The organism is Polycladidibacter hongkongensis, assembly GCF_001561995.1.
Taxonomy (GTDB): domain Bacteria; phylum Pseudomonadota; class Alphaproteobacteria; order Rhizobiales; family Stappiaceae; genus Pseudovibrio; species Pseudovibrio hongkongensis.
In genome coordinates this window covers 1-21,016 of the sequence record NZ_LLWC01000035.1, presented here as the reverse complement: position 1 = coordinate 21,016, position 21,016 = coordinate 1, and the positions used below count along the sequence as shown (strand labels likewise).

Annotated in this window: 24 protein-coding genes and 2 pseudogenes; 17 read left to right on the top strand and 9 right to left on the bottom strand. The window is 49.0% G+C overall.

All coding sequences use genetic code 11. The features are described 5' to 3' along the window. Positions 1-96: 96 nt before the first annotated feature. The 4 genes from AYK82_RS15055 to AYK82_RS15040 all read left to right on the top strand — a co-directional run bounded on the left by AYK82_RS15055 (position 97) and on the right by AYK82_RS15040 (position 4,638). Positions 97-1,470, top strand: a complete 1,374-nt coding sequence (locus tag AYK82_RS15055) for a DNA cytosine methyltransferase (protein ID WP_068317909.1) — start codon at positions 97-99, stop codon at positions 1,468-1,470. A 419-nt stretch (positions 1,471-1,889) separates the two neighbouring features. Further along, positions 1,890-2,969: a helix-turn-helix transcriptional regulator gene (locus AYK82_RS15050; protein WP_172795255.1), complete on the top strand. Its 1,080-nt coding sequence runs from the start codon at positions 1,890-1,892 to the stop codon at positions 2,967-2,969. A 259-nt stretch (positions 2,970-3,228) separates the two neighbouring features. Beyond that, positions 3,229-3,507 (top strand): hypothetical protein, encoded by a 279-nt coding sequence (locus AYK82_RS15045; protein WP_068317815.1) that lies wholly within the window; start codon positions 3,229-3,231, stop codon positions 3,505-3,507. Between the two features lie 189 nt (positions 3,508-3,696). Then, entirely contained in the window at positions 3,697-4,638 is a 942-nt protein-coding gene (locus AYK82_RS15040) for an Abi family protein (RefSeq protein ID WP_082733978.1), read from the top strand. 125 nt (positions 4,639-4,763) lie between these two features. Here the strand turns inward: AYK82_RS15040 and AYK82_RS18665 are convergent, their stop codons facing one another. Then, positions 4,764-4,910, bottom strand: coding sequence for an HNH endonuclease (locus tag AYK82_RS18665; protein WP_425272587.1), 147 nt, complete (start codon positions 4,908-4,910; stop codon positions 4,764-4,766). 43 nt (positions 4,911-4,953) lie between these two features. Here AYK82_RS18665 and AYK82_RS15030 point away from each other — a divergent pair, with 43 nt between their 5' ends. The 10 genes from AYK82_RS15030 (at position 4,954) to AYK82_RS14985 (ending at position 10,416) form a co-directional block, all read left to right on the top strand. Further along, positions 4,954-5,475, top strand: coding sequence for a hypothetical protein (locus tag AYK82_RS15030; RefSeq protein ID WP_156453394.1), 522 nt, complete (start codon positions 4,954-4,956; stop codon positions 5,473-5,475). A gap of 225 nt (positions 5,476-5,700) precedes the next feature. Then, positions 5,701-6,084: a hypothetical protein gene (locus AYK82_RS15025; protein WP_068317806.1), complete on the top strand. Its 384-nt coding sequence runs from the start codon at positions 5,701-5,703 to the stop codon at positions 6,082-6,084. A 360-nt stretch (positions 6,085-6,444) separates the two neighbouring features. Beyond that, positions 6,445-6,942, top strand: coding sequence for a hypothetical protein (locus AYK82_RS15020; protein ID WP_068317805.1), 498 nt, complete (start codon positions 6,445-6,447; stop codon positions 6,940-6,942). Positions 6,943-7,294: 352 nt separating this feature from the next. Next, on the top strand, positions 7,295-7,684 hold the full coding sequence (locus AYK82_RS15015) for a hypothetical protein (RefSeq protein ID WP_068317804.1): 390 nt from the start codon (positions 7,295-7,297) through the stop codon (positions 7,682-7,684). A 15-nt stretch (positions 7,685-7,699) separates the two neighbouring features. Beyond that, positions 7,700-7,948: a hypothetical protein gene (locus AYK82_RS15010; RefSeq protein ID WP_068317802.1), complete on the top strand. Its 249-nt coding sequence runs from the start codon at positions 7,700-7,702 to the stop codon at positions 7,946-7,948. A gap of 397 nt (positions 7,949-8,345) precedes the next feature. Continuing rightward, the gene (locus AYK82_RS15005) at positions 8,346-8,534 is read left to right on the top strand and encodes a hypothetical protein (protein WP_068317800.1); all 189 of its coding nucleotides are present in this window, start codon (positions 8,346-8,348) and stop codon (positions 8,532-8,534) included. After that, positions 8,524-8,823 (top strand): hypothetical protein, encoded by a 300-nt coding sequence (locus AYK82_RS15000; RefSeq protein ID WP_068317797.1) that lies wholly within the window; start codon positions 8,524-8,526, stop codon positions 8,821-8,823. The genes AYK82_RS15005 and AYK82_RS15000 overlap by 11 nt, the downstream gene beginning before the upstream one ends. 334 nt (positions 8,824-9,157) lie before the next feature. Beyond that, complete coding sequence (locus AYK82_RS14995) at positions 9,158-9,457, top strand: type II toxin-antitoxin system RelE/ParE family toxin (RefSeq protein WP_068317907.1); 300 nt, start codon at positions 9,158-9,160, stop codon at positions 9,455-9,457. Beyond that, entirely contained in the window at positions 9,454-9,741 is a 288-nt protein-coding gene (locus AYK82_RS14990; protein WP_068317792.1) for an addiction module antidote protein, read from the top strand. The genes AYK82_RS14995 and AYK82_RS14990 overlap by 4 nt, the downstream gene beginning before the upstream one ends. Before the next feature lie 339 nt (positions 9,742-10,080). After that, on the top strand, positions 10,081-10,416 hold the full coding sequence (locus tag AYK82_RS14985) for a hypothetical protein (protein ID WP_068317789.1): 336 nt from the start codon (positions 10,081-10,083) through the stop codon (positions 10,414-10,416). A 146-nt stretch (positions 10,417-10,562) separates the two neighbouring features. Here AYK82_RS14985 and AYK82_RS14980 read toward each other — a convergent pair whose 3' ends face one another. Next, on the bottom strand, positions 10,563-11,147 hold the full coding sequence (locus tag AYK82_RS14980; RefSeq protein WP_068317786.1) for a hypothetical protein: 585 nt from the start codon (positions 11,145-11,147) through the stop codon (positions 10,563-10,565). 539 nt (positions 11,148-11,686) lie between these two features. Between AYK82_RS14980 and AYK82_RS14970 the strand changes: the two genes are divergently transcribed. Together AYK82_RS14970 and AYK82_RS14965 are read left to right on the top strand one after the other, a co-directional pair. Then, entirely contained in the window at positions 11,687-11,995 is a 309-nt protein-coding gene (locus AYK82_RS14970) for a type II toxin-antitoxin system TacA family antitoxin (protein WP_068317777.1), read from the top strand. Then, positions 11,985-12,524, top strand: coding sequence for a GNAT family N-acetyltransferase (locus AYK82_RS14965; protein WP_068317776.1), 540 nt, complete (start codon positions 11,985-11,987; stop codon positions 12,522-12,524). The genes AYK82_RS14970 and AYK82_RS14965 overlap by 11 nt, the downstream gene beginning before the upstream one ends. 131 nt (positions 12,525-12,655) lie before the next feature. Here the strand turns inward: AYK82_RS14965 and AYK82_RS14960 are convergent, their stop codons facing one another. From AYK82_RS14960 to AYK82_RS18660, 7 genes and pseudogenes are all read right to left on the bottom strand, one after another. Beyond that, on the bottom strand, positions 12,656-13,411 hold the full coding sequence (locus AYK82_RS14960; protein ID WP_156453393.1) for a hypothetical protein: 756 nt from the start codon (positions 13,409-13,411) through the stop codon (positions 12,656-12,658). A gap of 19 nt (positions 13,412-13,430) precedes the next feature. After that, complete coding sequence (locus tag AYK82_RS14955; protein WP_279626440.1) at positions 13,431-15,491, bottom strand: ThiF family adenylyltransferase; 2,061 nt, start codon at positions 15,489-15,491, stop codon at positions 13,431-13,433. Between the two features lie 184 nt (positions 15,492-15,675). Further along, on the bottom strand, positions 15,676-16,797 hold the full coding sequence (locus AYK82_RS14950; protein WP_068317764.1) for a ComEC/Rec2 family competence protein: 1,122 nt from the start codon (positions 16,795-16,797) through the stop codon (positions 15,676-15,678). A gap of 63 nt (positions 16,798-16,860) precedes the next feature. Next, complete coding sequence (locus tag AYK82_RS14945; RefSeq protein WP_068317758.1) at positions 16,861-18,063, bottom strand: patatin-like phospholipase family protein; 1,203 nt, start codon at positions 18,061-18,063, stop codon at positions 16,861-16,863. A 135-nt stretch (positions 18,064-18,198) separates the two neighbouring features. Then, the gene (locus tag AYK82_RS14940) at positions 18,199-18,780 is read right to left on the bottom strand and encodes a recombinase family protein (RefSeq protein WP_068317756.1); all 582 of its coding nucleotides are present in this window, start codon (positions 18,778-18,780) and stop codon (positions 18,199-18,201) included. 186 nt (positions 18,781-18,966) lie between these two features. Beyond that, on the bottom strand, positions 18,967-20,103 hold the full coding sequence (locus AYK82_RS14935; protein WP_244265778.1) for a calcium-binding protein: 1,137 nt from the start codon (positions 20,101-20,103) through the stop codon (positions 18,967-18,969). Between the two features lie 27 nt (positions 20,104-20,130). Next, positions 20,131-20,328 (bottom strand): annotated as a pseudogene (locus AYK82_RS18660) (calcium-binding protein); the annotation flags it as partial. 292 nt (positions 20,329-20,620) lie between these two features. Between AYK82_RS18660 and AYK82_RS14930 the strand changes: the two are divergent. After that, positions 20,621-21,016, top strand: a pseudogene (locus AYK82_RS14930) (transposase); the annotation flags it as partial.

Below are 21,016 nucleotides of genomic sequence, written 5' to 3'. Positions count from 1 at the left end.
TGCCAACAAAGCTGATGGATGGCCTTCGGTTTCATTGACCCGCCCTCCCCGTTCTTTGCTCCAAGAAGAAAGAAAACCAACTCTTGGGAGCAACCGATGACGACCATTATCAATACAAAACTTGGCGAAACCAAAGGCCGTAAGCGCGTCTATTTGGAAGGCCGTAAACTTGCCCGTGAAGGCATTGAAGTGGGTCAGCGCTATGATATCGAAATCAAGAAATCACAAGCCATCCTGACCTTGAAAGATACAGGCCGCTATACCGTATCACGCCGCCAACGCGGCGGTGCCGTGTTGCCCGTGATCGATTGCACAGCCGACGAAATCGCTCAAATCTTTGAAGGCTCGCAATGCCTGCGGATCCTCGTAAAGACCGGCGTTATCATTATAACCGCCCACCACCAAACCCAGCGGGTGAATGAGCGCGTCAACCGGTTCCTCGAAAAAGTGGCCGCACAAAAACCCCTAGACACAGTAAGTCTGTTCCATGGCGGTGGCATCCTTGATGCTGCTGTGCATGAGGGGCTTAGCCTTGTCGGGATCCCTGCCCGCCTTGCCGTTGCCGTTGAAATAGAGCCTAAATATCTGGAAGCCTCTCTGGCAAACAATCCTATTTGGGATGAGTACAGCATTGCCATTGAAGGCGGTGTTGAAGCTGTAAACCTGCGCAAAGCGCCCTTGCAAGCTGATCTGCTTGTGGCCGGCATCCCTTGCACTGGTGCAAGCAAATCGGGCCGTACCGCAAACAAACTGCTGTTTGCAGAAAGTCATGACAAAGCGGGCATGATGTTCTTTCAAACCCTGCAATTTATCGAAGCCGTAAATCCGGCCATAGTGCTGCTTGAAAACGTCAAAGAGTACATGAACACCGCAAGCATGGCAGTTATTCGCAGCGTCTTGGCTTCACTTGGCTACAGGATTGAAGAGCGGGTCTTTTGTGGTAATGAGTTCGGCGCATTGGAACGGCGTGAACGCTTATGCGTGTTGGCCGTCTCTCATGGACTGGCGGCGGTTGATCTGGATGAAGTGACCCCAATGACCACCAAGCCCACGGCGCTGGATGATGTGCTTGAACAGCTGCCCGAAGATAGTTCGCGCTGGAAAGATTACCGCTACATCGCCTTGAAGGCCGAGCGCGATGCGGCGGCGGGTAAAGGTTTCAAGACCCAACTTTTAACCGGTAGTGAAAGCCATTGCGGCACGATTGGCCGAGGCTACAACAAAGTGCGCTCTACCGAGCCACGTATTCAGCACCCAACCAAACCAGAAAAAAGCCGGCTGCTGACAGCTCGCGAACATGCCAAGGTGAAAAGCGTACCGCAAAGGCTCATTGCGGACCTTCCAGAAACCACGGCCCACGAGATCCTCGGTCAAGCGGTGATCTATCCGGTGTTCGTTGCCATCGCCAAGCACCTCGGGCAGGTGCTGGCATTGCTGCAAGATAACAAGCCACTTGCACAAGCCGCATAAAGGGCAGGGGGCGATGGCCTGCAATCAACAAGCGGGCGGCTTACGCCCGCAATGCCTGACGAGAGGGGAGGGCGGTTCTAGAGCGGAGTTTAGTGTGCGACACGCGGACAAGGCCCGCTCCTCTCACACTAAACACTTAAATCCGCGCGTGGTGAACCTTGCCGCGCTAAACGCACCAACTTCACCAGCGCGCTATTGTCCCCTTAGGGTGACAACGAGGGGGGCCGCGCCCACCCCTCGTAGCTCCCCTTCCGATCCCCAAGCGCACAAGCATCGAAACCACGCACCCAGCCTAGCAACCGCGCGCGCAAGCCAAGCGGCTTGCACAGTCCGTCGCTAGGATGGTTGCGGCCCGAGAACTCACAAATGTGCCGGCCGTTGCCTTGCAATCTGTGTTTGTAAATATGCCGTGGAAACTAGTGATACATACTAGGGAATATTGCCTCCTCCCAAGAACAGCAAGGACCGCAGCGAATATCACGCAAGCAGAAGCGGCTGATGAAATCAACGTCTTTCAAGGCCAATATTCAAAGCTGGAGAAAAACCCAGAAAACCTAAGGATCGACCAAGCCTATCGATTGGCGAAAATGTTCCGCTGTGAAATTCATGACCTCTATTACTCGCAGGACGCAACCCCAAAGCAGATCGAGCGCATGATAGACAGGGTCGCTCAGTTCGACGAAATGCTAGAGGATATGGAGCCTCATGGCTCCATTCTCATCAAAACCGACGCAAAAGACTTTCAATATCGCATCAGCGAAGGCACAGCCTACGCCCTAAGAGATCAGCTCGACGGGGCGCCTTCCAAAGCCGAGGAAACCGGTGTCTTGCGCTTTAAGACCATCGATAACAAAGAGGTCTTCTTCAACTTCGATAAGATCCTCACATTCCAGATCGAGCACCAAGATATCGACCAAATGGGTGCCGTCTTTCCTGCGTGGTTTTTTGTTGAGCTGACACGCCTCTATCATAATGAATTTGAACTGGACGAAAACCCGTTCCCGAATGACCTGCAGGACCTAACACCGATGCAATATTGCCAGAGGGTCTTTGAGTATCATCTGGCAACCCAGATAGACACGCAGGAGGCACAGTTCCTCATGGATCAGCAGGGAAAGATTAATGTCTGGTTCCATAACGCCCATACCCAACAATTCTTGATGGACCACGATGTAGCGGAGCAGCTGCTTGAGTGTGAGCAAAAACTAGAAGAAGATGAAAAACTAGGCCTCATCGATCTGAGTGACGAGGGCGGGTGGCAAGTGCATTTTCTAAACTTCAACAATGTGGATGTTATAGAAGTGCCGGCATTCTATTGGACGTGGATGGTGGCCGAGGCAAAGGGCAAGAAACTGGAAGAGCCATTGTACCCGGAAAAGCCGCAGGTTGATAAATTCTTTGCTCTGAACCAGTCGCATAAATCCAAGGGTAATGTTCTGGATTTGGCCGCATTCGCTAAAGCGAACCGTGCTAGTCCGCGCTCTCTATGGGAGAGCTAACCAAGCCAGGTCACATGCGGGCTAAGAGCGGCCACATCCCCGCAACCGTCTCAAGCGAGCCGGAGCCGGGCAGGGCCGATCTAACCCCGCAAGCAACAAGTCTTGGCCTCGCGGGGACTATCACTTGCGGAAAAGGGGCAGGGGGAAGGCGACAGTGGGGTAATCAAGGCTTTGAGGAAAATTGTTATTGTGCTCGATAAGCGTTTCGCTTACACTCTCTTCCGAAGATCGGAAGAGAGTGTAAGAAGAAGGTTTAATTATGCATAGAGCAGACAAAATTGTAGAACTTGAGGCTTTGTTGAAAAAGGCAATGGCTATCACTATCCAGTTGAAAGAAGAATTACCTTCAACAAGCTCCGGGAGAAACCCTGCTCACTTTGTAGATATTGAGAGATCAAATCACCTCTCAGAAGCGGGTATTCAAACTGTCTATACTCTTTTCGAAAGGGGCCATTCATGTGAAGAAGTGGCTCAAGTAATTGGCATTAGTGTCAGAGGGGCGCAGAACAGATACAATATCTGGAAAGCAGGGGGGTAGTATATTCTGAGAGGTTTTTTTTTAAGTACTCTGGCAACAATCCGTCCTGTTGCGTTAGGCGTAAGCAAATAAATATTGACTTTAAAGAGGCGCTACTCTATATTTTTCATAACAACACCCTCCAGGCGACCAGCTGTAAAGCTGAGCTCAATACCGGAGGGTTACTTATTTCTGGATGATAGTTTTAGTTTGGAATATGAAAAACCACCCACCACTTTAGATGAGCAAGTAAACCGTCTTGTTGAAAGAGGCATGGAGGTCGGTGACCATGAGCAAGCCAAAAATTGGCTTAAGAATGTTGGTTACTACAGATTAAGCGCTTACTGGCTGCCATTCGAGCGTCTACCAAACGCAGACGAAACAAGAAGCAAGCAATTTGAGCGCGGCGTTGATTTTGCCACCATAACAGACCTCTACGTATTCGATCGCCATTTGAGAGGGATCGTTCTTGAGGCAATTGAACGAGTTGAAGTCCATGTGCGCGCACTCTGGACCTATAATATGGTTCATGCCTATGGCGCGCATGCACATCTTAATCATAGCCTCTTTTCTGGCGATCTTCATCACGCCGAACAACTTGTTCGCTTAGCTCGTGCGGTGGACAAGTCGGAAGAGACTTTTGTTGTCCATTATAAAAGAAAATACGCGAATCCATGTTCTCCCCCTCTTTGGGCTGCGACCGAATTAATGACCTTTGGTGAGCTTTCGAAGTGGTTTCAGATCACCAAGGATAACACCATTAAGTCGAAGGTTGGTCGTGAGCTTGGCTTGCCCTCCAAAGAAGTCGTCGTGGGGAGCCTCCATGTCCTTTCTTACGTTAGAAACGTTTGCGCCCATCACAGCAGATTATGGAACAGGCGCACAGTAAAACGTATCCCGAAAATCAACCGCTTTAATCAAGATATGGTACTTGTTGCAGACAGTGGCGGCAGGTACGAAAATGATAATCGCATCTACAATGTCCTTGTATTGCTGCTTCACCTTATGAAACATCAAGCTACTGATAGTACATTTCGGCAACGCCTCATTGGGCTAGTAGGGGAGCGATCCGACACTCATAAAGAAGCGATGGGTTTTCCTGAAGACTGGCGTGATCGTCCAATCTGGCAAGATGCTTCCGGCTCAGAATGAATTTTGTGACTTGTAAGCTCTGATACGAGATGGATGGTTCTATTGCCGCAAACTGCGAGGATGATACTTTAGTTTATCCAAATATTTCTACAGTTATGGCGGCCCAACAACTAGGCCGCCAAAAATTACTTGTTGCTCTGTGAATGCCGGCTTTTTTTGACCAAACTATCGCCCTTGCTTCGATTTAAGGGCGCATTCAGGGCCTGTAAATTCCTTGTGCTGTCACTGCCACCCCGAGACTTGGGCTTGATGTGATCCAAGTCCCAGCCCATCTTGTTGGCTTTGCCGTGACTGTCGTAATACATGGTGTTGCCAGTGATTAAGAAACCTAAAAAGAAATCGGAATATCTAATGGAGGAGATACCGGCAGATGGTTGGGTTTATGTCGGCTTTGATGATCTAGAAGAGCGGCGTACAATTTGCCAACTCTGCGGGAAGATGGGCATTCGTTATGCTCACTATCTATCGCACCCGGACATAGCAGATCTTACCACTTTTGGAGTTGAGTGTGCCGGAAAGCTAAGTGCCCTTGCTGATTACGCAAGAGAAGCCGACAAGCGAATGAGAGGCTGGCCTAAAAAGTGGCGCGTTTCATCAAAAACTAAAGCCGGTGACGAATTTCAGGGACGGTTCATTCGTTACCGAAATTTTCGAATTGATGTTTATCCTAATGTTGATGGAACATGGAGTGGTGAGCTTTTAAACCTCGCAACGGGCGAGGTCCGCTGTAGCGCGCAGGTCTATCATTCCAGTGCTGAGATTAAGAAAGTGAGTTTGAAGGTAGTCGACTGCTATTATACAAAAAACGACCTCACTTCTTCATCTGTACTCAAATAGCAAAATCCAACGGATTGCTGTCTTCGTTCATGGAGCATAACCGCTAAGCGGTCATGCCCTTTTTTGTTGCCCTTGGCAGAAGAGCCGTTCTGTTCAATTTCAATCCTCACCCGACACACAGCTTTGTAGCCAAAGCTGATGGACGGCTATGCGGTTTCATTGACCCGCCCGTCCCATTCTCTGCGCCAGGAAGAAAGAAGCCGACCTCACCAAGGAGCAGAGACGATGACCACCAACCACGCTGACCAGCAAATGAAAGACTTTATTGCAGAGCTACCGTTGATGCCTGAATACGGGTCCAATGAATGGATTTATGATGAGGCATTAGACGAGGCGACCACGGCCGCACTGGAAAAACTAGGCCAGTATGGCGACCGTGCCGATTGCGGCGGGGCGTGGGTGGTCATTGAGAATGCGCGCAGCCCATTTGTGCGCTTTCTCAAGTCGCAGGAGATTGGCGAACGGCATTTTCAAGGCGGGTGGAAAGTCTCCCTGTGTGGTGGTCTCACGACACAATCACGGATCGTCTATGAGGCGTCTTGTCGTGCATTTGTGGCGGTACTTAAAGATCATGGCATCGCCGCTTACGTCTACAGCTATGCGGATTAGGGGCAGGTTACTCAGGTGTTGTAGAAGACAGCACCTTTAAACGATTGGGTGAGCCTATTAAGTTTACGAGTTGACAACTTTAAAAGGGGGCGCCATATTGCCGAGAAAGAGACACCCGTGCAAAGAAATAGAGGCGGTCCTACGAGAGGCGGAAGGCTTGGGGTGGCGGGTTGAGATTGGTTGTAGTCACGCATGGGGCCGCCTTTTTTGCCCGTACAATGATAAAGAATGCAGATGCGGAGAGTTTTGCATCATGTCAATCAATTCAACACCCAAATCGCCACAAAGGCACGCCCGCAATCTTAGGCAAAAGGTCCTTGGTTGTGTGTTTAATTTGGATGCAGACATAAGGGGTATGTGATGAGTGAGTATGAGTTTGATCTCATTTTTGACCTTCCCGATGAAAACACCGAGGCTGAGCAGTTGGAAAGGGCGGTCTACTCTGCTGGATACACAGATGCAGTGTTAGGCACAGGCCGTAACGGTGTGCTTGGTGTCTCCTTGGTAGAGGAGGGAAGCAACCCAAAAGAGGTGATTTCCCGTTGCGCTCGTGAGATACAAGCCGTTCTACCCGAAGGAAGCCGGTTGCATGAGGTGCGACCGGACTTGGTGAATTTGGCTGAAGTCGCAAGCAAGCTGGGGATATCGCGGCAGGCATTCCGCAATCGAAAAATGCCTAGCACGGTTGCAGGGTTATATCGCTTGCAAGAAGTCCATACAGCTTTGTTAGCGCACCCACAAACTCGCGCACATCGATTGGACTTTGAAGCAGCTGCAGCATGGTTTGCTGCCTCAGAAGGAGCCACAGAGATTAACTACCTGATTGCTTCTGATAACTGGGAGAGAGAGCAAGTTTAAACTAGAGTGAAGGTTATTGCTTTGACCCGCCCGATTGAGGCGGGTTTTTTGTTGGTGTTGAAATGGTTGTGATAAGCGGCGCGGGGACTGGCTGGACGGTGCTTGGCGGGCCGCGCACGGCCCACAGCGCACCGCCCTTGGTCGCCAGTCCCACGCACTTGATAAAGGTGCAGGGGGCGTTGCCCCCACACCGTTCAAGGCAACCTGCTTTGCAGGCATCCAGCCCAGCTTCACGCGCTCGCTTTGCTCCCTTGTTGCAGCCGGTCCCCTAACGGTCTGGCTGACCTTGATCGGCGTTCCCCCCTTCGTGCGACACGAAGAAAGAAACCGACCTCACCAAGGAGCAGAGACAATGGGCAATTATTTGGGATTGAATGACACCGAGATCGTTTGGAATGCGCTTTTTGAATACCGTGAGCACATCCTTCCTGAAGGCGAGCAACAAAACGACGAACGATGGGACGACGTTACCTACGCTATGGCCTGTATTTCAGAAGGTTTGGGATTGCCGGTAGATCCACGGGTGCGCGACGACATGGAAAGCGAACTCATCACCCTTAAACAACAGCTCAAGGCGCAAATGACTGAGCTTAACCAGTGGCTCAATAACGACGTGTTCACTGATGCGCCGGAAAAGGGCGAAAGTATCGACTTGCTTTGGAACGCTGTCGAAGGGCTGGAAAAGGCTATTGAAAAAATTTGCGGGGAACGGGGCGGCGCTGACTGTGCCGACGAACAATAAATGGAAGGAAGAAGGATGTATATGATTGTTGCGGAGGCAAAGCTTCAGGGTGAACGAGACCTACTTGAAGGCCATGAACTTGAAAGCTTGATCTATGTTGCAGACGATAAGGAGATAGATCGCATACCTGCCGGTGACAATCCATGGACGCATGAGCGGTTAAATGCCGTTGAGTGCCCGGAGCCTGTTGTTTCAGCAATTGCCAGCGGTAAGGCCGTAGACGTTTACGTCGGACGCCAATGGATAGGATCTAGCGAATTGTAAAAAACAATTATGTAGCAGCAAAAAGAATATACCCGCCCGATTGAGGCGGGTTTTTTGTTGGCGTTGAAACGGGTGTGATAAGCGGCGCGGGGACTGGCTGGACGGTGCTTGGCGGGCCGCGCACGGCCCACAGCGCACCGCCCTTGGTCGCCAGTCCCACGCACTTTGTAAAGGTGGAAGGGGCGTTGCCCCATGCTGTTGAAGGTGCATAACCGCTAAGCGGTCATGCCCTTTTTTGTTGCCCTTGGCAGAAGGGCCGTTCTGTTCAATTTCAATCCTCACCCGACACACAGCTTTGTAGCCAAAGCTGATGGACGGCTCTGCGGTTTCATTGACCCGTCCGTCCCGTTCTCTGCGCCAGGAAGAAAGAAACCGACCTCACCAAGGAGCAAAGATAATGCCACAACCACCCACTTTAAACCCTGACACCATGACCCTTGCGCAAGTGCGAAATGCTGTGAAACATCTTGCTGTCATCCTTAAAATTGCCGAGCAATACGAGCCTGCAGGCGACCGGCTTTGCCAATATGTGCAAGCTATCAAAACAAGCTGGACGCTCGATAAGGGACAAGGCGATGCGGATTGACGAACAATTCCCCGTTTTCCCAAGGCGGCAAGTGTTCCTGAAATACTTGAACACCTTAACAGCCAATGACTTAAACGCAGAAGACACCTCTTGGCGGCATGACCTTTGCCCAACCATCAGCTTTTCCCTTGGCAAGGCAAGCGCCACCTTGTACGTGGCCGAATGCCAAGACGAGCGGGACGGGATCAGCATTGCAGACAGCTACGGGGAAACCTTGGTTGATGAGACCGTTACTCATGACAGCCTGATCGCGCGGCTTACGCAGATCAAAAAAAGATTGGGCGTGTGAGCTTGCCACATAGCCCGCCCGCTCAAAGCATCAGAGATTTAAACCACGTTGCCAAAGGCTGGCAATACAGCCGACCGGCGAGAATTACAGAAAGACATTTTGATATGAAACGCACCCAGCAAATCCTTGCCATCGCCTGCCTGCTTTCGATGGGCGCATGCGCGAGCCATAAACCAAGCAGCACAATCAAAATTGATCCGAGCATTTGCAAGCACTTCATTATTGAAGGGGCCAAAATTAAATGCACCGAGTTTCTCAAAGACGACGAATGAGAAATTCGCTTAAAAGCGAAAATACTTGATGTTTCCTAGTTAGATAATATGATGTGCCTCAGATGATCTACAAACTCGAGTTAACACAAGAGTTCAAGAGGTGGCTAAACCACCTAAACGATAGAGAAGCCAAGCGGGCAATTGTTGCCAGACTTGCACGGATGGAATCCGGTCTTTTTGGTGATGCTAAGCCCGTCGGTGGCGGGCTAAGTGAGCTAAGGCTACATATCGGTAAAGGCTACCGAGTTTACTACAAGAAGACAGGAAACACCGTCCTATTGGTCTTGTGTGGTGGCAGTAAGAGCAGCCAACACAGCGATATTAAAGCCGCGCATGATCTAGCTAGGGAGTACGGCCAATGAAAAACACATCGACGTTTGATGCAGCGGATTATCTGGAGACAAACGAAGATATAGCCTGCTTTCTAGCTGACGCATTTGAAAGCGGCGATCCGGCGCATGTCACTCATGCATTGGGCGTTGTCGCACGAGTGCGGGGGATGGCTGAGATTGCGGAAAAAGCGCAGCTCAATAAAACCAGCCTCTACCGTTCCCTTGGAGAAAAAGGGAACCCAACGATTAAAACCCTCATGGCAATCATGTCGAGTGTTGGGGTTCAATTATCTGCAAAGCCAATCACCGACTAGATACTTTTTAAGCCCGCCCGATTGAGGCGGGTTTTTTGTTGGCGTTGAAACGGGTGTGATAAGCGGCGCGGGGACTGGCTGGACGGTGCTTGGCGGGCCGCGCACGGCCCACAGCGCACCGCCCTTGGTCGCCAGTCCCACGCACTTTGTAAAGGTGGAGGGGGCGTTGCCCCCACACCGTTCAAGGCAACCTGCTTTGCAGGCATCCAGCCCAGCTTCACGCGCTCGCTTTGCTCACTTGTTGCAGCCGGTCCCCTAACGGTCTGGCTGACCTTGATCGGCGTTCCCCCCTTCGTGCGACACGAAGAAAGAAACCGGCCTCACCAAGGAGCAAAGACAATGCTAAAATCAGTCAACGCCAACGCACCGGACTACTGGGAACAAGTTCGAAAAGCCGCAAGCCACCGCCGAGCCTTACAAGCGGTCGAATTCGGCTACAAGAAAATGCGGGTTTCTTCTGTCTATGAGCAATTCGTGTATGACTGCCTGTTGCTGATGAATGGGGCTGCGCATGTGGTTGGCCTTTGTGAGCGGCCAGAGGATTATGAACTCTTCAAACAGGCCTGCGCCGCCATGCTTGGCCTTCCTGAGCTTGCAGAGGATAGTCCAGAAGAGATTGCGGCAAACTCCTCTATTGCTGTGTCCGAAATCTGGCACCTGCAGAATGAAGCCTAACGGCTTGCCTCACCCTCACAGGTGAGGCTGTTCATTTGGCGCTCGCGTGGTCACATGTGACCACAGCTCGCCCATTGGCGCGGCCAACCACCGGGCGATCAGACGCGGCAGCGGCTTCTTGCAACAGAGCCCTCTAAAGCGTGGCCTTATTCCTCCTCCTCAAGGGCGGTAGCGCAAGCTCTCCAGTTGTTAAATGTGTAGTTAATAGCGACTCGACCGTGCTCATCGCCAAACCAGATCGCATATACAAAGATTCTTTGCAGGTTATCTTTCAGCGTGTCTGTCCATTCGTGCTGAAAGTGCCTGTCCTTATCAATATCTGGCTTGTTAAAGACCTCCCTCGGATCCGTAAACTGATCACCCTCTTCCAAGAGAAAACCGGAGCGGTTCGGTTCGCCATACTTCTCGCTGATTTGATCCTTGTACTGGGCGACCTTCAGCCACGTTGTAATAAGCGGCGCGATCACTACATCCTCTCGCTTGCTTACGTAAGAGATGCGGCAGACACCCGTTGTTGAGTGAGCATAAAGGGTGTAATAGGCGTCATGCTCATATTTGTCTGGAAAGTAGCCGCAATCCCAGCGATTTCCTTCGACGTGCTTGCAGCTGGGTAATTCGCTTGGGTCAGCGCCCATGTCTATACCAAACGGACCAGTGTCAGGTGCAGCGGCTGTTGCACTGGTCCAAACCAATCCTGATCCAATCACGGCAGCTTTGAGCAAATTCTTCATTCTTAAGCTCCTTGGGTCATACGTACTCACTATTACGAGTGCTTCTATGGCGTGACAAGGAAAAGTTGCACGGAATACGGGCTCCTGAGTGTATGGAGTTTGAGGTGCCGGAGGTCGTGGAGGCAGGCTCCATCCTGGTGGCGCTTTATGTGACCACAGCTCGCCCATTGACGCGGCCAACCACCGGGCGATCAGACGCGGCAGCGGCTTCTTGCAGAAGACACGCCGCCGTGCCTAATCGCTCCGGTCGGGGCCTGAGAAGCGCGGGACAAGCGCGCCCTGCCGGTCGCATATTGTCCCGCGCACCCGCAACACAAAATCTGTAAAAAAAAGGATCCCTTTTTTGACAGTAAAACAGCAGCCATTAAGTCATTGACTTTTGGTGGTCGATTTGCGGCGCCAACGACGATGTCAAATAAGCCGTCCTCGACTTGGATTATTTTACAATGCCTTACTCTTGCTCGTCGCTCGCTGGACAAATTAGCTCACCTCTTGATATGTAATGCAAAATGCAGTACATATTGAGCAGGAGAGGTATGATGTTGGACTTAAACACAATTGGGCTTAGCAGCGAAAAGCAAACCAGAACCACGCAAGTGCGCCATGGCGAGAGCTTAGGCGTGTTGATAGAGCGCGCCACGATTGCACTAGGGGTTGAGAAATCCGCATTTCTTCGCAGTGCGATCGCTAAGGAAGCGCAGCGGGTACTTGAGGCAAGCACGCGTCATGTGCTCACTCCTGAAGACGCGGCACAGTTTTCTGCTGCACTTGACAGTCCTCCTGAGCCAACACCACGGGCGAAAAAAGCTGCAGTTTCTTACAGGCAGCGCGTTACGCATGCTGACTAAAGATACTCCACTTTCTATTGAAAGCTGGGATCCGGCGCGCCATGATCGCACCGGGTTCGATTGTGGCGTGAAACGGCTCAACAACTTCCTGTCACTCTCTGCGAAAAAGCAGCAGAAGGATGATATGGCACGGATCTATGTGGTGGTTGAACCTGGTAACTCAGCAATTCTCGGTTATCACGCCATCAACGTTGGCAGCATGAACGTTAAGGAACTCAAGAAACCGCCAAGAGGCACGCCTCAACATGGTGAGATACCCGTTCTCTTTCTGGGGCAGGTCGCAGTCGATTTAAAGGCGCAAGGCCTAGGTGTTGGCAGCGTTCTCATGCATCATGTGTTTGAGAAGGCCTGTGTAATTGCAGATCAGGTTGGCTGTCATGCGGTGCTGCTCGATGTGATGTCAGATGGAGGCGAAGAGGCGTTCCAGCGACGAAAAAGTTGGTATAGTGCATTCGGGTTTCAGAGTTTTGTCAGCAACCCGGCGCGGATGTTTATGGTGATCAAGCAAATTCGGCAAGGATCAAATTAAGGTTGATACAACCCAAGGCTTCTCCAATGTGGCAACATCCATATATGGGTTGAATACCATATAAGCTGCTATACAAAGGCCAATTGCACTCTCGCAACAAGCAACTTAGCCTCCCAATTTCGCTTAATGTGTTAACTAGATTTGTAATAATTTATACATGGACTACCTTCCGATATGGCAGTGAGAAATTTTACTATATCTGTTGTTTCAATGTAGTATAATTCGCGTCGTTTGTCTGTGGATGTTGCTCTTACTATCATACCTTCAAGATGACTGGTCCGCTCATTGAAGACAGCCCCACCCGACAAACCAGTCAAATTATCAAACTCACCCTCGTTATTACATGCAATTGACTTCTTCAACGCTGGATCACTTGAGTTTTCTGAGGAAATTTTCATCTCAATAGCAAGTTGCGTCGCATGGATATGCTCAGAACTATATTCGCAACCGTCTCTCAGGTAGCCGATCGCTTTTAGCTGATCTTCAACCTTCCCATGACTAGTTTCAGTGTGGTCAAATGTATAAACATCTCCACCCCAAAAATCATGATCGGCTCCTAGATCAAATGCAACTAAGTCTCCAATATCTGATCCAGCAGCGTCTTGCTCTAACTTACTAACTTTATAGTATCCTAGAATTTGCGAAATATTATCAGCTTTGTCAGGTGAATTGACAATTGCACAGTCTTTGGGATCGAAATCATTAACCACATGCGCACAAGTAATTGCGTAGTATTTTCCTCGAAATAACCCAATAATACACGTACCTCCATGAGAAGCGATGTATTGAGTTCCATCATAATTTGTCTCAAAAAAAACGGGTCGAGTAACTCGTTCCGGCGTTACCGGCACAAGAACTCCACTTTCATGTTCCTTAAAGCTACTCATAGTAAAACCCTCAGAAAAATTAAATAACTGTTTCACATACTTTTTTGCGCTCGGAAATGACCCGCACCCTCAGACCATCGCTTCCACAAATTAGCATTATGCCTGGCCTCAGATTAAACTGACATTTATCACCGATCCAAGAAATTAACTTGTCATCAAGGCTACTTGGGGCACTGGAAAATCCTACTGGGTGGGTGTGCCATTCACCAACGTATACGAGATGTCCTTGAGTACACTTCGCTGCCTTATCAATACTATCCCACACACCCTCTCCGCCTCGATCAAAGTAGGAGGTAGCGCTCGTGCTATCGGGTGGAGCTGGCAAGGCTCCCGTTAGATAAATTGTCTTGTATCTTAGATCTACGCTACCTAGCAGAATGCCTCCAGTTTCTTGATTACTGGCCAAAGCGTACATATTCGCTATCTCGTTTTGCAAAGCATCGCCAATGCAAACCACCCAATCGCCAAGTTTCACTTTTTTAAAAGCTGCTATAGTAACAACTTTGCTTTCGATAGAGTGATCATCGCCTAGATTCCAAAACGATATTTGGCCAGTACCTTGTAGTTCATTACTGACAACTCGTGCAGCAATAATATTTGCAAAGATTCCCATACTACTTTGAGGTATGGTCACACTTGCATCTCTGCAACTCCCAATGTGAATGTTATCACCAAACGCTAGATGGTCATTCAGGCTGTCATCCGAATAAAGGAGCCAATAATAGTAAGCCTCCAGATCACTTAGTGTTAATTGCCTTTCTGGATCGTCTTCCATCAACACAAGAGAAGAGCCTGACGGGGTAAGGAAACATGATTTTTGCGGTTTTTCCGATTGCTCAAGCGTCGACAACCAACGCGGAACACGAAGCGACGCACTCGTGTCGACAATCATATCTGCATCTTTTATCACTTCAAACGAACTAGCTTCCTCAATACTAGGTCCAACCACCTCAGAGTAAGCGGTACAACAATTATCTTGAAACAAATCATTTATTTCACGACTTAATAAGTCAGCTTTTGAAGAGCCAACCATACTGCCGATTGCTATATGCCTAGCCAAATTATGTGGAAACAAGAAGTCAGGATCAAATATTGACCATTTTGCAGCACCCATTCTCGCTGCACTCAACGCCACTTGAGACCCAAGTGCCCCTGCTCCAATTAAGGCGATATGTCGTTCCAATGGCTCACTTAATCCCGAGCAGGCAGCTGCTTTTTCTGGCGTGAAACCTTCTTGTACATTGACTGGAAGCAACTCAACCTTCTTTAGGAACTCTCCATTAGGTTGGGTCGCTACGAATAGTTTTCTGTAAGAACCTTCATGTTTTGCGACAACGGCAAGAGCCTCACCAAGCTGTCCAAGAGAAGTCTCGTGCCCAAGGTACGCTCGCGTTGAAAAACCACCTACTTGTTTATTTTCCCGAAGTAACGGAGTCCTAACGACAATTAGAGCATCGCACTCTAATCTATTCGATTTCTCACTATCATTACTAGCAACTATGTCGAGTATTTGCTCGCCGACCAACTCAGCAATGTTTACTCCAAGCTCTTCGTAAACCTCTACTAGATTAGAAAATGTACGAGGCAAGTCCAGCATTTGCCCATGCGGAACAGGCTCCGTCTCTAAGGCGATACAACCAAAATCCATACCCAAGCGACGTTCTCTTGGAACCACTAGTATCGGTGCTAGGGAATTGTCACTTGTACGTACAACCGAGTATTCTCTATCTGAAGAAAACTGAGATGGCAGAAGTAGCGTAAAGAAACTTTGAGCCAATGCAGGATCGAGAGGTTGATCCTCACCATGTAAGCGGCCATACGCACTTTCTTTAAACCACCATCGTATTCTTTCAATAAAATAGAGAGGAGAATATGTATCTTCTATCTCCTCGACCTTCACGTCATACAAACACAGTGATCGCCGTTCACCCCTCCAGATAGCATTTAGGTGCGGAAAATTTTGAGGGAAGTTACTCCGGAGCGGGTACACCGAGGGGACCACCTGGTCTACACTAGCCTTAATTGCTACTAACTCATCTAGTTGAATATCATGAACTTGTCTCGCCTGTCCTAGATCCACAGCGATACTCAATATAACATATTGAAATAGATTATTTTTATCAGATCTACATTCTAAGAGACTAGCCCCCTCATACCCTTCTGATGCTGCGAGGCGAGCTAGCTCTTTCAGGCTACGATTCTTGAGTTGATATACGCAGATTACGTTCGGCGCATGCTCACTAAGCCAACTCTCATCGATACTCTCATCCTGCACGTGGTGCGCTCCCTCCTAAAATTGCGGCTGCCGCTGGGACCCCAATCAGTTTTTTCACTGCTCCATCCCGCCCAATTTCGATTTTTATGGGCTTTGGGTTGTCTTGATTGGGAGTCTCCATCGTAACAAGAAAGTTCTTTGCGGTGATAACTTCATTCTTATAATAGTTTGCTGCTTGCCTATGAGGGGGTTGCACGTCCCTATCTTCTAGCGAGTTTTTCATGGGAATTGGCCGGCTCGACGACACAACATACCCTTTTTCTTCGCCTTGCTCCTCACAAAGCCATTGTACCTGTTCGATTGGAGTTGTTTGATCCTTACCCTTTTCATCACTTAGTGAAAGGTAAGAGCAATGGTGTGGTAGCTTGAAAACACTCCAGTGAAGGCGGTCATCGTTCTTTTTGCCCTTCGTAATGTCTACAATTTCAGCCAACACCTTATGATCTACATCAGCACTGAACAGCACGTCCGTGACCGTGCCTTGCTCTTGGAACCGCATCTGAAAGACTAGTGAATCTCCATTGCGATCTTCTAAGCCATTTTCATCTGAGCGCTTTGCATGTGGTGAGTGAACAAACACTTCAACAGCATCATGTTCAAGGTCAAAGTCTGGAACTAGTTGACCAGCGTCTACGAAGCAACTTCGTCTTTTCTCTACTGTCAGATTGTTTTGTTCTAACCATTTTTTTAGACGTTCGGGGCGCGAGAATACCTTAACCCCTTTACCATTCTTCAATCTGTATCGCGCTTCTTGGCGAATAACACGGGCGTCGTCATCGAGGCCCTCCTCAGTAACAGCTGCCGCCGGAACCCATAGTGTTTTAATTTTTTTTCGTTCACTGCTTTGATATTTTACAGCGTGTTCCAAATAAAAATACTCAGATGCACGCTTGCAATGATCATCATCCAAATGGGTGAAAGCTACTACTTCGTACTGGTCCTGCTTGGAATCCTTGAAGTCGCTGGATAGTAGCTCTTTAAGGTTACATCTTTTATCCTCTTTCGATCCATCGCTCATATCAGCATAGTCGACGAGCATCCTCCTCCCGTCTTGCAGTTCGATCAGACAAGTATCCGCATTACCAATCGGGAAAAAAGTAAGTTGGGTCATTACTTACATCCTTTGATTACACATTTATTATCAATGTAATCACTGGTTGCTTAGTTACAATGGCTATACTTCATTTTCCCTCAAGCTAACTAGCAGCTCAGGGTTATGCTCTTTAATGACGGCAAGAGTAACTTGTTCCCCTCTTTTTGAGAGCTTTTCAATCCATTCATCCGGCATTGCATTAAAGTCTGTTGGATATCCGTCTGTGGAATCCCTACTGACTAAATCAGTCGGCTTACATTTCAAACGGCTATCGTCTTGCCCAAGATACGGAATTGCAAATGCTTTAATTGCCCCAGTTTCTTTTAGATCAAACAAGCGCTTCATTGCGGCGTTTTCCGCTCGACCGAGGACGGTATAAAAACAGGCTTTAAGTCTTGAAAAAGCTAAACCAGTTGGTTCATCAAACCTCAAACCATAACCAGCACGGCATGCAATAACAATGTTAGGTGAAGGTAGATCTAGGCCAACACTCCTGTCTCTATCTGGCCAAAACGGAGCCAACCCGAGATTGTCATAAACGCCGCCGTCGGTCAGACTTATGCGCTCTTTTCTGCGGGAGCCATCTTTTTTATTAAAATTATATACATCATCATAAGCAGGTAGAAATGCTGGATAGGCTGCCGAGGCTGTTACCGCTTTAGAAATCGCAATATCCTCTGATCTAATTTTGCCAAACCGCCAACATCCAGTTTCTTTGCTACCGAAGTAAAATGCAGAACCAGTTCTTAATTCAGTAGCGATCGCTACCCAAATCGGGCGCTTTTCACATAAATCCGAGAACTTTTTGCCCTTAAAAAGAAGAGCATCAAATGTTTTTTCAAGTATAGTTGTCCTACTTGCAAAACGTCGCGTTCGAACTCTGAGATCTATTTTTTTCTCTGACGTCGTAAAGAATGAGATAATTCGATTTACAATCGTCTGAATACTTAAAGTCACGATATTAATGACTGTTACTGAGCATAATAAGAAAAAACTAGCTACTGCCAGCACTGCTTCCAAAGATGGGAGGCCATATCTCAAGCTCGGTTTAAAGAAGCCTCTAGTTAGGGCTCTCCGAACATCCTGCTCAAACTCATCGAAGCCACCTTTATGCGTGATAAACATCGCAGCTATGACGCTTCCACCGGATACAGATGACACTACTTTACATCTTTGGAGCAGGCCAATCGAATGAAGAGCTCTTAGACAACCTAAATGGAAAGCCATTGCACGCGCTCCCCCACCTGAAAGCGCTATTCCTACCACATCATCTTCTTCCTGCATGCCTTCCCCCAGAACTATCAATATGCTTAATTTATAACAAGGTATACAACAGTAATCCCCCCTTAGATTGATCGAGTTTAAAAGTAGAGGTGCCATTGTCTTCGATTGAGGGTATCTTGACCCCAATGTTGCCCATTACCTACTTACTGGAGTTCTTTCTAGTGAGCGATAGATGGTTGCGCGAGAGACGCGGAACATCTCGGCAAGATCGGAGATGGCATAATCGCCGCTGTCATACATGCGGCGTAGCTCTTTGTACTGCATCGATGAGAGTTTGGGTTGTTTGCCACGCAGTTTGCCTTGTGCCTTGGCGCGCTTCATACCCTCGCGTGTGCGCAGGCGTATGAGATCGGCCTCAAACTCGGCGAATGTCGCCAGAATATTGAAGAACATCTTGCCCATGGGATCCGTTGGGTCATAAACGCTGGCACCAATTTGCAAGCGCACACCGCGTTCTGTCAATTGTTCTGCAATCCATCTTGCATCGGGCACGGAACGGGCCAGCCGGTCCAGCTTGGCGACAACCAGAGTGTCCCCACCGCGCACAGCGGCCAATGCTTGGGTCAGGCCAGGGCGGTCACGCTTCGTGCCGGTCAAACCGTGATCACAATAAATACGATCTGCGGCGACGCCAAGCGAGGTAAGGGTCTCACGCTGGATTTGCAGGTCTTGTTTGTCTGTTGAGCAGCGCGCATAGCCGATGAGGAGGTTATTCATGACCCAAGTGTACGAATATACCCCCCTTAATGCAATTTAATTCGAACCGGTTAAATGAGATGGTGATGTCGGCGAAAACTGGCAACTTGGAGTGTTCTGGTGGTGTGTTCGTAGATCGGCCCTCAAATGAGACATATGTATCAAGAAAAACCCGGACAGAATGTCCGTCCGGGTTCTTAGTGTAATTTAAACGAAGCGGAAGTCGTCCTGATGGAGATCACTTAAAGAGACACCCTGCAGCAAGATGTTGTTGTCTTCATCGTAGCGGATGATGGTGTCGCTGCCTCGCTGCTCGCTGGCGTCAATCACAGCTGCATAATCCGCGAAGATGTCGGAGGCAAACTCGATGACATCTTCACTACCTTCGCCCGCCGCAAAATCGGAAATTTTATCGGTGCCGAAGTTTTCGTTGGTAAAGATGAAGGTGTCGTCGCCAGCATTTCCTTTCAGGGTATCATTGCCTTTGCCGCCATCGATGCGCTCACCGTAGTAGTCGTCAGCGTTGATGACATCATCCCCGTCGGTTCCCATGAGCGTGGCGTTGGCCCGCATGGTGTTCTGATCCCATTCAGTTCCATCGGCGAACACCAGGAGGTTGACACCCTCATTGCTGCCAGCTCCGTTTACACGATAGCTCATCGCCAGCTCGATGGTTTCTCCGGTGGCATTGTTGGTAATGATAAGGTCGCGCGGATTATCCAGCGCCTGCGTGAGGGTCACATCGTCGGGGTTGAGGTCCTTCAGCTGCAGGGTGTCATGGCCCTTGCTGCTCTCCTCGATAATGATGTCATTGCCATCACCTGAGCCCCACAGATAGGTGTCATTGCCACCAAGCGCTGAAACGGTGTCATCACCTTTGCCGCCATCGATGGTGTCATTGAGCCCGTTGAAGCCCGTGATGCTATCATCGCCATCGGTTTGTGCTGTACTAAGGTAACGCGCCGCCAGATCGGCATTTGTCCATGTGGTTCCATCCGCAAAAGTGATCTGTTCAACTCCGATTTCTCTTGAGGCGTTGAACTGTTCATTGAGGAAGATCGATCCGCCATCCTTGAAGTGCAGCGTGACATCATCACTATCCTCTGTACTGCGCACAACCGTGACCTCGTCGGGCAGGATGCCTTCCCCCAGAGCGAGCTTGTCAGTCCCTGCAGAATAGCTTTCTGTAATGGTGTCGTTGCCATCACCTAGATTGTAGATGTAGGTATCGTTTCCGTCTTTCCCGTTAAGCAGGTCATCGCCATTACCACCTGTAATGACGTCATCACTTTCACCGAAACCGAAAATGGTGTCGTCGTCACTGGTTGACAGTCTTGAAAGCATATTTTTGCGGATTTCTTGTCTGTCCCAAATGGTTCCGTCATTAAACTCTAAAATCTCGATGCCGCTGGAGTGGATTATGTCGTAGAATTGATCCTTCAGGTATATTGATCCGCCACTTTTGAAACTAATTATAAGATCATTCGAATTGCTGCCGGGCTGAGAAAAGGAAATTTCGTCTGGCTTGATACCACTGCCAAAGAGGATTCTGTCCGCACTGCCGTTCATGTAGCTTTCTGTGATGGTGTCGTTGCCATCGCCTAGGTTGTAGATGTAGGTATCATTTCCGTCTAAACCATTAAGTGTGTCGTCACCATGATTGCCAGTAATAGTATCTTGCCTTCCAATTACACCTAAAATGTCATCGGAGAAATCTGATCCTGTTACAAGAATTTTGTAGATGTCATCAAATAATATTATATCGCCATTCGCAAGTTGCAGCTCTTCTATGGTATTCCCCCCGGAAATTGATCGAGTTTAAAAGTAGAGATATTGTTGCCTCATATTGAGGACTGAATTTATGAAGAAATCTCGTTTCAGCGATGGGCAGATCATCGCGATTTTAAAGCAGGGGGAAAGCGGCATTCCGGTTGCCCAGCTTTGCCGTGAACATGGCATGAGCGCGGCGAGCTATTATAAGTGGCGTTCCAAGTATGGGGGTTTGGATGCGCCGATGATCTCGCAGATGAAGTCTACCGAGGACGAACTTCGCCGTTTCAAGAAGATGTATGCCGAGCTGTCGCTGCAAAAAGAGCTTTTGAAGGAAGCGCTGGGAAAAAAGCCCTAAAGCCATCCCGGCGCAAGGAGATGGCTGTGTTTGCTGTTGAAGAAAAAGGTGCTTCCATTGCTCTGGCGTGTCGCACGTTTGCTGTGAGCGAGCGCTGTTATCGTTATCAGCGGCGTCTTTGCGATGAGA

Excerpts from the sequence above, each read along its gene's own strand:
- AYK82_RS15055 (WP_068317909.1), top strand. The coding sequence starts at position 97 with ATGACGACCATTATCAATACAAAACTTGGCGAAACCAAAGGCCGTAAG.
- AYK82_RS15045 (WP_068317815.1), top strand. The coding sequence starts at position 3,229 with ATGCATAGAGCAGACAAAATTGTAGAACTTGAGGCTTTGTTGAAAAAG.
- AYK82_RS18665 (WP_425272587.1), bottom strand. The coding sequence starts at position 4,910 with ATGGGCTGGGACTTGGATCACATCAAGCCCAAGTCTCGGGGTGGCAGT.
- AYK82_RS15025 (WP_068317806.1), top strand. The coding sequence starts at position 5,701 with ATGACCACCAACCACGCTGACCAGCAAATGAAAGACTTTATTGCAGAG.
- AYK82_RS15020 (WP_068317805.1), top strand. The coding sequence starts at position 6,445 with ATGAGTGAGTATGAGTTTGATCTCATTTTTGACCTTCCCGATGAAAAC.
- AYK82_RS15015 (WP_068317804.1), top strand. The coding sequence starts at position 7,295 with ATGGGCAATTATTTGGGATTGAATGACACCGAGATCGTTTGGAATGCG.
- AYK82_RS15010 (WP_068317802.1), top strand. The coding sequence starts at position 7,700 with ATGTATATGATTGTTGCGGAGGCAAAGCTTCAGGGTGAACGAGACCTA.
- AYK82_RS15005 (WP_068317800.1), top strand. The coding sequence starts at position 8,346 with ATGCCACAACCACCCACTTTAAACCCTGACACCATGACCCTTGCGCAA.
- AYK82_RS15000 (WP_068317797.1), top strand. The coding sequence starts at position 8,524 with ATGCGGATTGACGAACAATTCCCCGTTTTCCCAAGGCGGCAAGTGTTC.
- AYK82_RS14995 (WP_068317907.1), top strand. The coding sequence starts at position 9,158 with ATGATCTACAAACTCGAGTTAACACAAGAGTTCAAGAGGTGGCTAAAC.
- AYK82_RS14990 (WP_068317792.1), top strand. The coding sequence starts at position 9,454 with ATGAAAAACACATCGACGTTTGATGCAGCGGATTATCTGGAGACAAAC.
- AYK82_RS14985 (WP_068317789.1), top strand. The coding sequence starts at position 10,081 with ATGCTAAAATCAGTCAACGCCAACGCACCGGACTACTGGGAACAAGTT.
- AYK82_RS14980 (WP_068317786.1), bottom strand. The coding sequence starts at position 11,147 with ATGAAGAATTTGCTCAAAGCTGCCGTGATTGGATCAGGATTGGTTTGG.
- AYK82_RS14970 (WP_068317777.1), top strand. The coding sequence starts at position 11,687 with ATGTTGGACTTAAACACAATTGGGCTTAGCAGCGAAAAGCAAACCAGA.
- AYK82_RS14965 (WP_068317776.1), top strand. The coding sequence starts at position 11,985 with ATGCTGACTAAAGATACTCCACTTTCTATTGAAAGCTGGGATCCGGCG.
- AYK82_RS14960 (WP_156453393.1), bottom strand. The coding sequence starts at position 13,411 with ATGAGTAGCTTTAAGGAACATGAAAGTGGAGTTCTTGTGCCGGTAACG.
- AYK82_RS14950 (WP_068317764.1), bottom strand. The coding sequence starts at position 16,797 with ATGACCCAACTTACTTTTTTCCCGATTGGTAATGCGGATACTTGTCTG.
- AYK82_RS14945 (WP_068317758.1), bottom strand. The coding sequence starts at position 18,063 with ATGCAGGAAGAAGATGATGTGGTAGGAATAGCGCTTTCAGGTGGGGGA.
- AYK82_RS14940 (WP_068317756.1), bottom strand. The coding sequence starts at position 18,780 with ATGAATAACCTCCTCATCGGCTATGCGCGCTGCTCAACAGACAAACAA.
- AYK82_RS14935 (WP_244265778.1), bottom strand. The coding sequence starts at position 20,103 with ATGCTTTCAAGACTGTCAACCAGTGACGACGACACCATTTTCGGTTTC.